The sequence below is a fragment of the Synergistaceae bacterium genome (assembly GCA_017443945.1).
Classification (GTDB): domain Bacteria; phylum Synergistota; class Synergistia; order Synergistales; family Aminobacteriaceae; genus JAFUXM01.
Genome location: JAFSXS010000061.1, coordinates 13,650 through 28,775 on the forward strand (window position 1 = coordinate 13,650; position 15,126 = coordinate 28,775).

Sequence of the window (15,126 nt, forward strand, 5' to 3'; positions counted from 1 at the left end):
AAAATGTCCTTACTCAGAATCGAATTGCTGGAGTCATGTAATCCAGTCTCGGAAAGATCTTATAATACACTATTGAATGAAGACGTTTTCTATAATCGTTATGGCTTGCCTTATTTGCCGGCGTGGTTTATAAGAACGAGATTATATTCTATTGCGCAAAAAATTTTGAATCCCGAAAAAGTTAATGCAGTGTTTGACTCTCTGATTCTTGATGATGCCTTAATAGCTTATAATAACAGCTTAGTGAACGCAATCGAGTCCAGCGATAAAAAATTTATAAGATTTCCGCAAAACGTTCTTGGCAAATTTACACATATTGAGACAAAATTTATTAACGGCGTTGAAGTCGGAGTCAGAATGCTTGACAGAGGATTAATTTTCGAGCAATATTTTACGCTTGATGATGAATATTACGGCGATTTTTGCGAATGTGTGAAAAATTTTACTTCTCTCAACACAAACCAGCCCAGCCGAATCGAGTCAGAAATTGACAAGCACTATATCAGGCCAAGAATCAACACGCAAATTATAGAATGGGAAGAGGATCATAAATATTCGCGGATAAATTATAAATTGAATCTTTTATCAAGTACTTGCATAACTAATGAGCTTGACACAAATTCAACGAGTATGCAATATATCCCCGGTTATGAAATTCTGCGTGCTGTCAAGACAAAATTTGCGGACTTAAATATTAAATGCTCCTGCGCTTATCCTGAAATCGAGAATAAAAGGGGTTTTCCTGTTCCTATAAGTTTTACGGTTTTGAAGACGGATGAGACTCAATTACGCGATAAAATTTCACTTGGCCGGAATGACGGCGATAATTCACAAACAAAGGGGCTCGCTAATTTATGGGCAGCTGATATTGATAATTGCGACATTAAGGCCGTTGCTATAGAACTTGAACGCGGTATTATTTCACAAGACGGCGAAAAATTTTCGGACTATCAGGCAATTTCAAGCGGGCAGATTTTCAGGGGCTTTATTGAGGCTGACTCCGAGACTCTGCGCAAAATTTATGATTATTTTGTTCGCGGCGGTTATATTTCGATCGGTAGCTTTAATAATATCGGCTTCGGACGCGCATATCTGACCATTGACTCACTCGATGAAGAATCACAGCAAGAATCGCAGAACGTTCAAGAATTTACGCTTGAAATTATGTCGCCGTTAGTAATGAAAAATTCTGAGGGAGTCTATTACGACGGCCAAGACGCTTTAATTAACGAACTAGAGAGAAAATTAAATCTTCCCGGACAACTCGAAATTATGCGCAATTATAAAAGCTCTGTGCAGGTTGTGAGATTTTGCGATGATTGGGACGAATTTTACCCCGTTGAATATGCAATGTCGGCCGGATCAATTTTCAGAATCAAGCGCAAGGACAATCAAGAAATAAATATATCTCCGTTGAAAAGCTCATTTATCGGCGAATATAACGAGTCAGGATTCGGTGAAATTTTTGCTGCTCCTTCACGTGATATTTATTATAGAACTATAGCAAAGAGTAAGGCGCGCAAGGAAAATTTATTTATTGACTCGAACACTAAACCGGGAAAATATTTATTGCGTTCACTCAATGATGATTATATAAATATGACAGCTGAATATTTCGGGAGACTCGACGCTGAAGAGTTTTATACAAAATTTTTCGAGAAGAACGCGTTTATTACGATTTCAGAGCTTGCCGGGACTCATTTTGACAAGGGAGAAATACTCGAACGATATTTATACGGGCTTGCTGAGACCTGCAAAAATTTGCTGAAGAGGTGAGAGAGAAAATGCTTGATACTAACAAATTGCCGAGTGAAGGCTATATACTTGCTTATTCGCGCGAAAAAATTTTATTTGACTCATATAAGCTCGATAATAATTTCTTGATTCTAGGGAACGGCGGAAAATTTGACGATAAAGATTTTTACGAGATTCATTGCTTTGATAACTCGCAGGAATATAGAATCTTTACAGCTCATGGAGAATTACACGAGATTTTATTATCTGAACACGACGAAAGCGAGCAGGAAAATTTTGACAGGTTTATTTATCGTGATGAGCAGCTGTTACAGGAAAAATATTCGCGCTTAATTGGCTGTAATGAAGCAAAAATTATCGTGATAAACCGCTTTGCATACACTGAAGACGACGCAATTTATTTAGCAGGCTATAGACTCGGCGGTGTGATTCTTGAGTGAAAGAACGCGTGAAATTCTGAAAATCGGAGTCCCTGCAATATTTGAAGAATTAGCTACGACACTTGCAGGAATAATTGACTCTCAAATGGTGTCAAGTATGGGGCTTGCTGCGATTTCTGCTATAAGTGTTACGAATCAGCCTCGTTTATTTATAATGTGCTTGTTCTTTGCTGTAAATATAGTTATGAGTGTTCTTACTGCCCATAAATTAGGAGCTGATGACAGAGACGGCGCGAACAGTGTTTTATTTTCTGGATTGATTATCACACTTATTGCGGGCTTATTTATGAGCATGATATGTGTTATATTTGCCCGGCCGATAATGCTTTTGTGCAGCGGACAACCTGACACGTTAAATGACTCTGTCTTATACTTCAAAATTGTAATGGGCGGCTTAATATTTAATTTGCTGTACTTGACGATAAATGCTGCTTTGAGGGGCTGCGGCCATACAAGAATAACAATGACATCTAATTTGACTTCATGCGGAGTGAACATAATATTTAATTATTTGCTGATAAATGGTAATTTAGGTTTTCCTGCGCTGAAAATTGCCGGTGCTGCTCTTGCTACAGTTTTGGGGAATGTTGCGGCCTTGATTGTGTGCGTAATATTTGCGTGTCAGAAAAAATTATATGTGAATTTCCCGTATATAATCGCGTCAAAAGTAAGACTCACCCGAAAAATTTTGCGTGATATTTATGATAAATGGCTTAAAGCTGCGGGCGAAAATATTTTGTCTCGTGTAGGGTTTCTTGCGTGTTCTGTTATTGCTGCGAGAATAGGATCTTATGACATGGCGATTTACTCTGTAGGAATGCACTTAATGAATATAAATTTTGCGTTGGGCTCAGGATTTCAGACGGCAGCTATAGCACTTATCGGGAAGAGTTACGGCGCAAATAATTCACGCGAAATAAAATCTTACGTCAGGCAAATATCAAGAATCGGACTCTTGTTTGCGTTCTTGATGTCGGCTGCGATGATTTTAACGAGCAAATATTATTTTGCATTATTCAGCGATGACGATAAATTTATAAAAGCGGGCGTATTTGTGTGCGTTATAATTGCTGTGATTTCTCCGATTCAGACGTGGAAAATAATTCTTAATGGCTGCTTGCGCGGGCTCGGCGACATGACTTCACCCTTAAAAGCGGCAGTAATAAGCGTAACAATTTTTCAACCTCCTGCAAATTTGATATTAGCGATTTTATTAGGCTTAGGACACTGGGGAATATGGATAGCTATGTTTTTATCGCAATTGATTCAAATGTTGTTACTTGCACGAAATCTCAAGAAAAAAATATATCTTGTGTGATAAAATAGGGGCAGCGTTGAGGGGAGCTGTATCCCTATATTGAAGAAGTTTTGTAGTACGCTCTTTCTAGCCGAATAGCTTTTCCCATAGCGTTACAGCTAAGAGAGTGAAGCTAACGAACCAGTGAAGAACGGCGGCGATTGACTTTATTAAGCGGATAAAGTTTCGCCGTTTTTGTCTTCTGGAGCGTTTGTTGCTTTGTTTCTTACGTTTCTGCGTCAAATTTATATTCACCAGATTTCTCACGGCGGACTCTCGCTTATCAATGAGCCGTGGCCCTCATGACGGGAGTTATTTTATTGCGTGATTGCATGAAAAATTTTTTGCGCGCGAATCATCACCATAATAAAAATTTTTTCTGCGCGAGTCTTTGTTATTGCGTGAATGAAATTAATTTTTTGTAGTTGTAAATGTAGTTGTAAAATATTTTTCTCTCGTGAAATCTTTTGCGCGGAATCCTGAAAAGTTATGAAGCAATTATAACATGAAAATTTTTTTGCGGACGTGTTAATATATAATGTATAAAAATTTTGACAATATTTTAAGGAGGCTGTAACAATGAAACGCGTATCACTATTAGTGAAAATTTCTATCGGTTTTGTGCTGGGTATATTATTCGGCTTTGCAATCGGCCCGACTGTCCCAAATTCTGAAGTCTTGAGCGTCTATGTAATTCCGTTTATTGATCTTGTCGGAAAAATTTTCCTGCGCTTATTAATGATGCTGATAGTTCCGTTAGTTTTCTCTTCACTTGTTGCGGGTGCTGCGTCAGTTGGAGACATTCACAAGCTCGGCCGAATCGGAATAAAGACTCTTGCGTTATACTTAATAACAACTGCAGTAGCTATAATAATCGGTCTTGCATGCGGAAATTTATTTAATCCCGGAGTCGGAATGAACATCCCCGGCGATATTCAAGCAACGTCAAAAGCTGCAAAGCCTCTTGTTGATGTCGTACTCGATATTTTCCCGACAAATCCAATTGCGTCAATGGTGAATGCAAACATGCTTCAAATTATTGTGTTCGCGCTTTTCTTCGGAGTTGCCTGCATAATGGCGGGTGAACGCGGCCGGAAAATTGCTGATTTCTTCGAGAGTGTCGCGGAAGTCATGTACAAAGTTACTCACATAGTAATGAATGTCGCGCCCTATGGTGTATTTGCGTTGATAAGCGTTACAGCTGCGAAATTTGGAATTGCTATTCTTGCGCCGTTCGTGAAAGTAATAGCTGCTGTATATATCGGCTGCATTATTCACGCTGTTATAGTTTATTCAGGAATGATAACTGTAATTTGCAAACGTTCGCCGAAATGGTTCTTCAGGGGAATAGACGAGGCAGCAATCACGGCATTTGTTACGCGTTCAAGTTCGGGGACTCTTCCTGTAACACTTTCAAACGTTCGCGATGAATTAGGAATCTCTGAAGGTGTAAGCTCGTTCGTGTTGCCCTTAGGAGCGACAATTAATATGGACGGCACAGCATTATATCAGGGAGTGTGCGCGCTTTTTGTTGCTCAAGCGTTTAATGTGCCCATGACTCTGCAAATGCAAATCGGAATCGTAGTAACTGCGACTCTTGCGTCAGTCGGTACAGCAGGCGTGCCCGGTGCAGGCTTGATTATGCTCACGATGGTATTAACGAGCGTCGGTCTTCCCATTGAAGGAATTGCACTTGTCGCGGGAATTGATGTAATTCTTGACTCTGCGCGTACATGCTTGAACGTCATCGGCGATACTGCTGTTTGTGCTGTTGTTGCTGCGACTGAGGGCGAGACTCTGAAATCTTAGCGCGCTTTAATGTGATAAAACGCTGAAAAATTTTTATTGCTGTGTTATGATTCGTATAACAAAAAATTTTACACGAGGTGAATCGTCAATCATGAGGAAAATTTTATTATCTCTTCTTGCAATTTCGTTATTTGCTGCTCCTGCGTTGAGTGCAGAGCCTATTAAAATCGGTGAGATCGCAACAGTAACAGGAGATTTTGCCGCTTATGGTGTCGCAGAAGTTGAGAGCGTAAAAATTGCTGTTGCAGAAATTAACGCCGCGGGAGGAGTTCTCGGCCGTCCTCTTGAAGTTGTTATGTATGACTGCCGAACCCGTCAAGAAGATATGGTAAACGCCGCACGCAGACTCGTTGAGCAGGATAAAGTTGTTGCAGTAATAGGGCCTTCAGGATCTGGACTCTGTATTGCCGCCGCACCTATTTTTAATCGCGGTCATGTGCCTCACTTAGGAACATTGCCGACAAACCCGTTAGTAACAGTTGACGACTCCGGCAAAGTGAGACCCTACAATTTTAGAATTTGTTTCCTTGATCCTTATCAGGGTGCAATAATGGCGCAGTTCTCATATCAGAATTTACGCGCGAGGAAGGCTGCAATACTTTATGACGTGTCGAGCGATTATTCACAAGGCCAGCGCGAATTTTTCATAAAGAGTTTCGAGAAGTTCGGCGGGAAAATCGTAGCTGATGAGGGCTTCAGGGGTGAAGATGTTGACTTCCGTTCGCAGCTTACAAATATGAAGGATACAGAAGCAGACGTATTAATTTTCCCGTTCATGGGCAAGTCGTTACCGTTAGCAGTCAAGCAGGCGCGCGAGCTTGGAATCGAGATTCCCATTGTCGGCGGAGATGGTTACGGCGATTTTATGTGGGAAATTTCCGGGACAGCATTACGCAATACATTCTGGGTCAGCCACGTTGACAGATACGACCCGACATTAAAAGCTTTCTTTGACAAATATTACGAGTCAACGAAAACTGAATGTCAAGAATTTATGAATGCTGTAATGGCTTATGACTGTGTGTACTGGCTTAAAGACGCAATCGAGAGAGCCGGCAGCACTGATCCTGAAAAGATTCGCGACGCACTTGAGCAGACGAAAAATTTAAATCTCATGCACTGCGTATTAACAATGGATGAATTTCATAATCCAATGGGTAAAGACGGCGTTATTTTGCGTTGTGATGAGACCGAAAGAAAGTCATTATTCTTTGTGAAGATTCGTCCGGAATAGTGAATTTTTTAAAATATACTTTGCGCAATTAAAATTTTTTTTCGCGTCAGTTTCCGGTTAATATCCGGGGCTGGCGTTTTTTATGAGTTCATGAGAGAGGAGTAAAAAAATTTTGGCGTTCACGTTTTCGACTCTTATACAGCAAATAATTAACGGTTTATCGCTTGGGAGTGTTTATGCTTTAATTGCTGTCGGTTATTCGCTTGTATATTCGATTTTGTTATTCTCAAATTTTGCGCACGGGGGATTTCTCGTTGTAGGGGGCTATGCATGTTATTATTTATTGACTCAATGGGGTTACAGCGTTGCAATTTCCATGACGGGGGCGTTATTTGCTTCAGGAGTTACGGCCATAATAACAGAAAGACTCGCATACAAGCCCATTAGAGAGCGCACGACAACGACTCTATATTTATTAATTGCTTCAATGGGCGTAAATATCGTGATAGAAAATTTATTTGTTGTAACAGTAGGAGGCCGAATTAAAGCATTACCGCAAAATACTTTTCCGACGGGAGTATTTAACGTTGCTGGCATAACATTAAGTGCTTCAGATATTATTTCACTTGTTACGGCTGTAATTTTCTTGAGTTTGCTGCAAATTTTTCTGAATAAAACGCGCTGGGGTCTTGCGATTCGTGCGGCTGCGTGCGACATAAGGACTGCGGGACTCATGGGAGTAAATGTAACGTTTTTAATCAGCTTAGTATTTTTTGTTGCTGGAGTCCTGGCTGCTGTCGGAGGAATATTTTTATCAGTCAGATACAGTTTATATCCGCAATTAGGGAGCATAACGACAAAGGCATTTATCGCGGCAGTAATAGGCGGGCTCGGATCTTTGCCGGGTGCTGTAGTCGGGAGCTTGATACTTGGACTCGCTGAGATGTTGACAGCAGGTTTTATAAGCTCTCAAATGCGTGATTTAGTTGTATATTCGCTGCTTGTAATAATGTTATTGATTCGTCCTGCTGGATTCTTCGGCAAGGCAGTAAGTGAGAAGATATAATCATGAAGAGAAATATTTTGTTGCTATTAATCGGGCTTGCTCTTGCGTTATGGCCTATGGGCGGTTATCAAGAGGGAATTGTTATTCTCATGTGCATAAATTGTATTGCAGCAATGGGAGTCAGCATATTAACGGGCTTCACAGGAATATTCACGCTTGGCCACGCTGCATATATGGCAGTAGGAGCATATACTACAGCGATTTTAACTGTAAGATATGGAATTGATTGGATCCCGGCGATAATTGCAGGGGGCTTAATGGCGATATTAATTGCGTGGCTGATAGGACTTCCGACTCTGAAATTAACGGGCGATTATTACGCGATTGCATCAATAGGACTCGGCGAGGCGATAAGATTAATTCTCGAAAACTGGCAGTCATTCACTCGAGGTGCGCGCGGTTTTCCTGGAATCGAGCCTTACACAACGAGAGAGACGGCAGTAATAATTTTCATTGGGCTTGCGATAATAACATTTAATTTTCTTGACAGTCGCTTAGGCCGTGAGTTAAGGGCTTCACGTGATGACTCTGCTGCTGCGTCGTTAATGGGATTCAATACGCCTCACACGAGAATGAAAGCATTATTATTGTCAGCGTTTTACTGCGGGATTGCGGGCGCGTTGTTAGGCGGTTACATGAGCTTTATACAGCCTTCAATGTTTGATATGATGAAGTCGACGGAATTAACGGCGGTCGTAGTTTTCGGCGGTCTAGGTTCAATGAGCGGGACAATTTTAGGATCAGCAGCTATTACGCTCATAATGGAATATTTTAGGGATATTTCGCAGTATAGAATGTTAATTTATGGCTTATTGCTCGTTATAATAATGGTCTTCCGGCCTGAAGGTTTGCTTGGAAGCCGCGAGATATGGGACTTCAAAGGGGGCGAAAATAAATAAATGCTTGAGCTTACAAATATAGATATGTTCTTCGGAGGAATAGCAGCACTTCATGATATGTCGTTCAAGGTTGAGTCAAATTCTTTAACGGGAATAATCGGCCCAAACGGAGCAGGTAAGACGACAATTTTTAATATAATAACGGGAGTCTACACACCCAGTGCAGGCAATGTATATTTTAACGGTTCAGATATAACGCCGCTCAAAGCCTATCAGATTAACAGACTCGGAATTGCCCGGACATTTCAGAATTTGAGATTATTTACGCGTTCTAGTGTGCTTGATAACGTGATGACGGCCGCGCAGAACAGATATATTGATTCACATAAGGAAGAATTTTTTTCGGGGAATATGATTCGGATTAACAGCCCGGATCCTTCATGCTGGTATAGCTTTATTGAGTCATGTTTTCATTTGGGACGCTGGTCAAAAGTTGAGAAGCAGTTACGCCTTAACAGTCTTGAATTACTTGAGCGCGTCGGACTTTCTGACAGGGCGAATCAGGCGGCTGGGACTCTTCCTTATGGTATGCAGAGACGACTCGAAATTGCGCGTGCTCTTGCTCTTGCACCAAAATTGTTATTACTCGATGAACCTGCTGCAGGAATGAACCCTGAAGAAGTTATAGAACTTAATGACTTAATCACGGGCATTCATAAAGATTTCGAGCTAACTATTTTAGTAATTGAACATCATATGGATCTAATCATGAAAATTTGTCCTCATATAATTTGCTTGAATTTCGGCGCGAAAATTGCAGAAGGTTCCGGCGAAGAGATTCAGAATAACCCTGAAGTCTTAACGGCTTATTTAGGAACGGAGGACGAGTAAATCATGAGCAAAATTTTACTTGAAGCAAAAGATATTTACGTCAATTACGGCGCAATTAAGGCTCTTGATGGAGTCTCTATAAAGCTGCTTGAGAACGAAATAGTTTCAGTTATCGGCGCAAATGGTGCAGGGAAATCTACTCTAATGAACGCAATAATGGGAATGGTAAAGATTGCGGGCGGAAATATTTTTCTCGACAGTTACCCGTTATCGTCAAAAAATTATAAAATCGTTCAGAGCGGAGTCGCATTAGTTCCAGAAGGCCGGCGGGTCTTCACAACATTGACGGTTCATGAAAATTTGCGTGTCGGTGCATTCATACGCAAGGACAAGAGCGAGCTTGCAAAGGATTATGAGTGGGTGTTCTCGTTATTTCCGATTCTGAAGGAAAGAATCAATCAGTACGCGGGGACTCTTTCAGGGGGCGAACAGCAAATGTTAGCGATTGCACGTGCATTAATGGCGCGTCCGAGAGTTTTACTGCTTGATGAGCCTTCACTAGGATTAGCTCCTATTATAATACGAGACATTTTCAAGGAATTAAAGCGCGTCAATGAACAGGGAGTCAGCATTTTATTAGTTGAACAGAACGCAAGACAGGCATTATTATTATCTCACCGGGCATACGTTTTGCAGACTGGGAGACTCATAAAAGAAGGCAGAAGCAGCGATTTATTGCAGGATAAAGACATTAAGGCGGCTTATCTCGGCAAGAGTGCATAAATAAAAAAGGTTTTCGCCTTTGACTTTAACTGTATCAGCTATAATAAAAAGGGGAGCGATTCCCCTAAATTTTTTATCAGGAGGTAATTATTTATCATGCCGGGCTACAAAAATTTTCCGTTTCCATGGAATGGCAGCAAATTACTTGAACGCGAGTACGAGAAAGATAATTACAGACTCATACGCACAGGCAGCAAAACAGGACGCGCAATTATATTTTTTTCCAGCAATGGACTTTATCCCAACACAGAACAGGAATTTACAGAAATAATTACCCAAAATGACCGCTACGAATGGGAAAACATCGCAAACGACAAAAGAATCATGCAATATTACGAGCTTATAATATTTATACGCGACATTTATAAACAATGGCATATAACCGGAATTAACGCGAAAATAAACACTGTCGAGAAAATAGCAGATTTCTTGAAAAATTTAACGGCCGGCTTTGAAGTTACTACATGCGGGAGTTCGTCGGGCGGTTATGCGGCTGTATTATTCGCTCATTTTCTGAACGCTGAAAGATTTTTCTCGATTTCCGGACAATTTTCTATCAAGCATCAAATCAGTTCTGAGTCTCCCTTTGTGCTTATGAACGCGTCTAATCCTGCAGTAAATAAGTATTATGACATCAGTAATTTGACTCAGGTGTGGGGGGGCTATTACATCTGGCCTAAAGAATGTCAAATCGATATTGCTCAACATGAACTAGTCAAGAATAACGCAAACCCAAATTTTATAATCGTCGAGACACAAAGCAGGCATCACGGAACAAATATAGCAACTTTCTGTTATCCCTATCTCCTATCACGCAGCAATCAAGAATTAAATTCAATCTTCCGCAAGTTAAATAATTATCCGCCGTTAAAGCGTTGGAGCTTCGCATTTAAGTTTTTGCCGTTGGGAGTATTCGTTGTTGATGTCGTGAAACACGTGATAAGAAAAATGCGCATGAAATTAACTCACAAAATATAATTTTTCCGCAAATATTTTTATGATATTATATTTTAGCGTTACATTCATGAGAAGGAGCAAAATTTTTTATGGCCGATAATTTATTTAACGGGAATGATATTACAGTGAGTCAAGAAATTCGGGAAATCGCTAACCCCGTATTTAATACTGCAAAGATGACTTTATTTGACCTCGCACTATCAGGCGACAAGGACGCGGAAGAAATTTTATCTAAACTCGGACTCAATCGCGAAAAAATGCAAAGCTCATTGATAAATAAACCCTCACAAGCTGAATTATTATGTGAGAGCGCCGGAATCTGGATTCGTTTTTTCACAATGAATGCTATTATCGAAAAATTAAATCTCGATACAGAAATAGATTTACCATGCGGCTATACTCCCAGAGCTATAAAATTTGCGCGGAAAAATAAAAAATTTGTCGGACTTGATTTACCTGCTGTGATAAATGAATTTGAACCGGTTGTTATGTCCCTGATAGATTCAAGTAAACGCGATCTCGTAAAATTTCAGGCTGTCGACGCTACAAATTATGACTCGCTGAAAAAAGTTTTTGACGACATTAGCGGCCCTGTATGCATTACAACTGAAGGACTCTTTATGTATTTCACGGAGTCAGAGTCTGCGGCCTTATGCGATAACATCAGAAAAATTTTAGAGTCTCACGGCGGTTGCTGGATTATGGCAGATCCTGAATCTTTCATGATGTACGTTCAAGCTGCAAAAGTCTTCTTAGGCGATAATTACAAAGAGTCCCTATCGAATATACGCAGGGGAGCGCAGAATAAATCAGATATTCACCTGCAAAAATTTATAATGATAATAAGTCCTCGTTTTCATGATATTGAGGGGGATACTAAGAGGGCGGTAAATTTTCTGCATTCTCACGGACTCAAGCATGAAAGATTAATAGTTGCCGATTACATGCCCGATTTAACGGAAATAGCAGAAATAAATCACGATCAGGCCGAAAAATTAAAATCTGCAATGAGAGATATAGCTTTCTGGAAAATTACCCTTGATGACTCGCAAAAGATTCATGAATCAAGCATTAAATCAAATAAATTCAGTCTCGACGCAAAATTAATTTCCGGCAAACTCGCATTAAATTTGACAGGCAGGCTTGACACATTGAGCGCACCGGATTTACTTGCATTTTACGAAAAATTAGAGACTCAGCACAAAATAAATTATGTCGTGATTAACTGCTCAGAACTTGATTATATTTCTTCGGCCGGATTAAGGGTCTTGCTGATAATTCATAAGCGCATTAAAAACGGTGTAACGCTCGAAAATATTAATCCCGCAATAAATGATATTCTCGTGCAGACAGGTTTTGACTCGATTCTAAACGTGAAATAAATAAAAATTTCGTGATATTATAACCGCAAAAATTTTAACACGCCAGGAGGCCAAACACTTGCAGGAATTAAAGCAATTAACACGCACTAGAGTACGTTATGCAGAGACAGATAAAATGGGAGTCGCCTATCACGCAAATTATTTTAACTGGTTCGAGATGGGACGAAGTGATTTATGCAGGGCTAACGGAAAAAGTTTCGCGCTCTGGGAGGCTGAAGGAGTCTTACTGCCCGTCGTTGAAGCTCATTGCAGGTTTAAATCATCACTGTTTTATGAGGACGAAATTATAATCGAGACGACAATTAGCAAGCTCTCGAAAGTCAGCGTAACATTTTCATGCAAAATCTTTCACGCAGACACAAATAAACTCGCCGCAGAAGGTTACACAAAACACGCTTTTACTTCCAAAGACGGGAAATTATTGCGCGACGGTAACGCATTAGAGTCTTGGCTGAATGAATTAATGAGCAAATAAATAAATCCCTCCGGCCAATCACGACCAGAGGGAAAAAATTTTTGATAGTTATCTCACAGGTTCTAAGAGTCCGTAACCGCTGCTCTTGCGTTTGTAGACAACGTTAATTTCTCCTGTCTCTGCATTCTGGAACATAAAGAAAGCGTGCCCGACTAATTCCATTTGCATAATTGCTTCGGCTGTGTCCATCGGGTGAATCTGGACTTTCTTGACTTTGTCGATTGCAGGCGTGTTAGTGTCCGGCTCTGAGGGTTCATCAACGCTGAAGGAGAAATCTTCACCCGCTCCAAGCTGTGCCCTGTCCTTGAGGTAAGAATTATATTTCTTGATTCTGCGCTCAAGATTCTTTAATGACTGGTCAAATGCTTTTCTCGGTTCCTGTGCGTCCTCTTCTGCGCGTAAGATTACCCCGTTTGCATTTGCTGTTGTCTCGACGTTGAAACTGCCTTTGTGATGAGTTACGACGATTTGACAATTTAAAATTTTCCTGAAGAATTTTTCCATGCGTGAAATTTTCTTCTCCATGTAGTCCCTGAGCTTCTCGTCGATTTCAGCTCCGCGCTGTACAAAGCGAATTTCCATGATTGCAGCACCTCCTGAAAATATTTATTGATATTATATTACATTTTAAGCCGTCATGCCTGCATAAATAAATGATTCTAATTCGCGTAAATTTATCTCTCTGAGCTCATAATTATTATTATCAGTCGGGAGGGCAAATTTTACGCTGTTATCGTGGGCCTTTGCTGCTCTGAAAATCTCGCGTGAAATAGTTTCTGCTGTCAAATCGCCCATATAATTAACTGGTAAATCTTGAGCTTTCAACGCGTTTAAAATCTTTGCTGACGTACTAGCACTGAAAATTTCGAGCTTTAATCCGGCCTTAGCGACTATTGCTGCACCTTCTGAGACGGCCAAGTCATGACTCACACGTCCGCATGAAAATCTTTCTATTGCGTTACCTATTGCGCGCGCCATGTTCTGAAATTTTTTGTGTCCGTCCTCGTCAAAACATTCTGCACGAAATTTTATGCATGACTCAATAACTTTATCTATATTTGGGCGTAAATTGTCATTCAGGAAAAAGCGCAAAATTTCTCCGCCGGTCATTATTGCGATGCTAAGTGCTTCAGCTATACCTGATTTATATTCGGCTTCTGTGAGGGTAGTCAAGCAGTCAGGGTCGCAAAGCACTAAAGAAGGCTGATGAGTTATTCCCGCGATGTGATAACCGGACAACAAATTTAAATCTGCACGGCCTCCGACGGAAGACTCAATCATAGCGCGCAAGGTCGTGGGCACAAAAACGAGTTTTACCCCGTGCATGTAACACCCGGACGCAAACGCCGCCGAACTGCAGACGCTCATACCTCCGAGAGCAACAACGCAGCATTTATCAGAGAGACCAAGCCCGGCCATATCGTCAAATAATTTTGTTATTGGCTGTGCAGGATTTATAAGAAGTTCGCAGACTCGTAATTTTGCGCCTTCAGGTTTGGGGCAATCCTGAAAATTTGTGATTATTTGCTGAAGATATAAGCTCGAAACATTTTCGTCGGTGATTAAAGCTATTTCGTTGTAATTATCTTCGCTGAGTCTAAGAGTCTCAATCCCTAGCCGGCTCGTTAATCCCCGTTGAATCTTGACCGTATAATTTCCTGTTGACGTATTGATGTGTAGTGATGCAGGCATTTTGTTAATTCACTCCCTCACATAAAAAAAGCACCTCCCGAACGATTCGACTGCTCAGAAGGTGCGAAATTTCTTGATTTAAAAATTTTATGTTGTGCTTATGCTCCTCTACTCAGCCGAATCAAATTAGACTCCTGATAATACCAGTACCAGAAGTTAAAGTTAAAGCAAAAATATTCGGTTGATGTGAGTCTCGTTAATTGCACTGTAAAAATTTTCTCCCAATTCTAAAAAATTTGTTGAATGAATCATTACATAGCCGCGCAAAAATGTCAAGAAAAAAATTCCCCGCCATTACGACGGGGAAAAAGTGTTATTGCTGAAATCTGAATTACTCTGCGGGAGTCTCTTCAGTTTCTGCTGCTGATTCTTCAGGTTTTGCGGGTTCTTCTGCCGGGGCTTCTGCTGTTGTCTCGTCTTCTGTCGGAGTCTCTGTTGGTTTCTCTTCCATTGCTCCGTCATCGCCGATCACAACAACTGCGTCGCCGGACACTAATTCGACATCATTTGAAGTCTCTGCGTTGTCGATTATTTCCGCAAGATCGTCTTCTGTGAGTACGTCGCCTTCTTCAAGCGGTTTATCATCAGAGACTGTTTCTGTTCCTTCGGCCTTCTCGACTTTGACA

The 15,126-nt window shown here is 40.7% G+C and carries 15 protein-coding genes; 12 read left to right on the forward strand and 3 right to left on the reverse strand.

The annotated features are described in order from the left end of the window. The first annotated feature begins 3 nt into the window (after positions 1-3). The 12 genes from IJT21_06715 (at position 4) to IJT21_06770 (ending at position 12,808) form a co-directional block, all read left to right on the forward strand. The gene (locus IJT21_06715) at positions 4-1,776 is read left to right on the forward strand and encodes a hypothetical protein (GenBank protein ID MBQ7577938.1); all 1,773 of its coding nucleotides are present in this window, start codon (positions 4-6) and stop codon (positions 1,774-1,776) included. Positions 1,777-1,784: 8 nt separating this feature from the next. Continuing rightward, positions 1,785-2,195: a hypothetical protein gene (locus IJT21_06720; protein MBQ7577939.1), complete on the forward strand. Its 411-nt coding sequence runs from the start codon at positions 1,785-1,787 to the stop codon at positions 2,193-2,195. Continuing rightward, positions 2,188-3,513, forward strand: a complete 1,326-nt coding sequence (locus IJT21_06725; protein ID MBQ7577940.1) for an MATE family efflux transporter — start codon at positions 2,188-2,190, stop codon at positions 3,511-3,513. Before IJT21_06720 ends, IJT21_06725 begins: the two co-directional genes overlap by 8 nt. Positions 3,514-4,071: 558 nt before the next feature. After that, entirely contained in the window at positions 4,072-5,301 is a 1,230-nt protein-coding gene (locus IJT21_06730; GenBank protein ID MBQ7577941.1) for a dicarboxylate/amino acid:cation symporter, read from the forward strand. Between the two features lie 91 nt (positions 5,302-5,392). Then, positions 5,393-6,535, forward strand: a complete 1,143-nt coding sequence (locus IJT21_06735; GenBank protein ID MBQ7577942.1) for an ABC transporter substrate-binding protein — start codon at positions 5,393-5,395, stop codon at positions 6,533-6,535. Positions 6,536-6,671: 136 nt separating this feature from the next. Beyond that, entirely contained in the window at positions 6,672-7,541 is an 870-nt protein-coding gene (locus IJT21_06740; GenBank protein ID MBQ7577943.1) for a branched-chain amino acid ABC transporter permease, read from the forward strand. Positions 7,542-7,597: 56 nt separating this feature from the next. Continuing rightward, entirely contained in the window at positions 7,598-8,440 is an 843-nt protein-coding gene (locus tag IJT21_06745) for a branched-chain amino acid ABC transporter permease (GenBank protein ID MBQ7577944.1), read from the forward strand. After that, positions 8,441-9,271: an ABC transporter ATP-binding protein gene (locus IJT21_06750; protein ID MBQ7577945.1), complete on the forward strand. Its 831-nt coding sequence runs from the start codon at positions 8,441-8,443 to the stop codon at positions 9,269-9,271. Between the two features lie 3 nt (positions 9,272-9,274). Continuing rightward, the gene (locus IJT21_06755) at positions 9,275-9,994 is read left to right on the forward strand and encodes an ABC transporter ATP-binding protein (protein MBQ7577946.1); all 720 of its coding nucleotides are present in this window, start codon (positions 9,275-9,277) and stop codon (positions 9,992-9,994) included. A gap of 96 nt (positions 9,995-10,090) precedes the next feature. Next, positions 10,091-10,972, forward strand: a complete 882-nt coding sequence (locus IJT21_06760; protein ID MBQ7577947.1) for a hypothetical protein — start codon at positions 10,091-10,093, stop codon at positions 10,970-10,972. 68 nt (positions 10,973-11,040) lie between these two features. After that, the gene (locus tag IJT21_06765) at positions 11,041-12,333 is read left to right on the forward strand and encodes an STAS domain-containing protein (GenBank protein ID MBQ7577948.1); all 1,293 of its coding nucleotides are present in this window, start codon (positions 11,041-11,043) and stop codon (positions 12,331-12,333) included. A 115-nt stretch (positions 12,334-12,448) separates the two neighbouring features. Continuing rightward, complete coding sequence (locus IJT21_06770) at positions 12,449-12,808, forward strand: acyl-CoA thioesterase (protein MBQ7577949.1); 360 nt, start codon at positions 12,449-12,451, stop codon at positions 12,806-12,808. Positions 12,809-12,856: 48 nt separating this feature from the next. Here IJT21_06770 and raiA read toward each other — a convergent pair whose 3' ends face one another. From raiA to IJT21_06785, 3 genes are all read right to left on the reverse strand, one after another. Then, entirely contained in the window at positions 12,857-13,390 is a 534-nt protein-coding gene (raiA, locus tag IJT21_06775; GenBank protein ID MBQ7577950.1) for a ribosome-associated translation inhibitor RaiA, read from the reverse strand. A 45-nt stretch (positions 13,391-13,435) separates the two neighbouring features. After that, the gene (locus IJT21_06780) at positions 13,436-14,500 is read right to left on the reverse strand and encodes a hypothetical protein (protein ID MBQ7577951.1); all 1,065 of its coding nucleotides are present in this window, start codon (positions 14,498-14,500) and stop codon (positions 13,436-13,438) included. A gap of 331 nt (positions 14,501-14,831) precedes the next feature. Next, positions 14,832-15,126 (reverse strand): hypothetical protein (locus tag IJT21_06785; GenBank protein MBQ7577952.1); only part of this gene is annotated, 295 nt, incomplete at its 5' end.

Excerpts from the sequence above, each read along its gene's own strand:
- IJT21_06755 (MBQ7577946.1), top strand. The coding sequence starts at position 9,275 with ATGAGCAAAATTTTACTTGAAGCAAAAGATATTTACGTCAATTACGGC.
- IJT21_06760 (MBQ7577947.1), top strand. The coding sequence starts at position 10,091 with ATGCCGGGCTACAAAAATTTTCCGTTTCCATGGAATGGCAGCAAATTA.
- IJT21_06745 (MBQ7577944.1), top strand. The coding sequence starts at position 7,598 with ATGGGCGGTTATCAAGAGGGAATTGTTATTCTCATGTGCATAAATTGT.
- IJT21_06715 (MBQ7577938.1), top strand. The coding sequence starts at position 4 with ATGTCCTTACTCAGAATCGAATTGCTGGAGTCATGTAATCCAGTCTCG.
- IJT21_06765 (MBQ7577948.1), top strand. The coding sequence starts at position 11,041 with ATGGCCGATAATTTATTTAACGGGAATGATATTACAGTGAGTCAAGAA.
- raiA (MBQ7577950.1), bottom strand. The coding sequence starts at position 13,390 with ATGGAAATTCGCTTTGTACAGCGCGGAGCTGAAATCGACGAGAAGCTC.
- IJT21_06780 (MBQ7577951.1), bottom strand. The coding sequence starts at position 14,500 with ATGCCTGCATCACTACACATCAATACGTCAACAGGAAATTATACGGTC.
- IJT21_06770 (MBQ7577949.1), top strand. The coding sequence starts at position 12,449 with ATGGGAGTCGCCTATCACGCAAATTATTTTAACTGGTTCGAGATGGGA.
- IJT21_06735 (MBQ7577942.1), top strand. The coding sequence starts at position 5,393 with ATGAGGAAAATTTTATTATCTCTTCTTGCAATTTCGTTATTTGCTGCT.
- IJT21_06750 (MBQ7577945.1), top strand. The coding sequence starts at position 8,441 with ATGCTTGAGCTTACAAATATAGATATGTTCTTCGGAGGAATAGCAGCA.
- IJT21_06730 (MBQ7577941.1), top strand. The coding sequence starts at position 4,072 with ATGAAACGCGTATCACTATTAGTGAAAATTTCTATCGGTTTTGTGCTG.
- IJT21_06720 (MBQ7577939.1), top strand. The coding sequence starts at position 1,785 with ATGCTTGATACTAACAAATTGCCGAGTGAAGGCTATATACTTGCTTAT.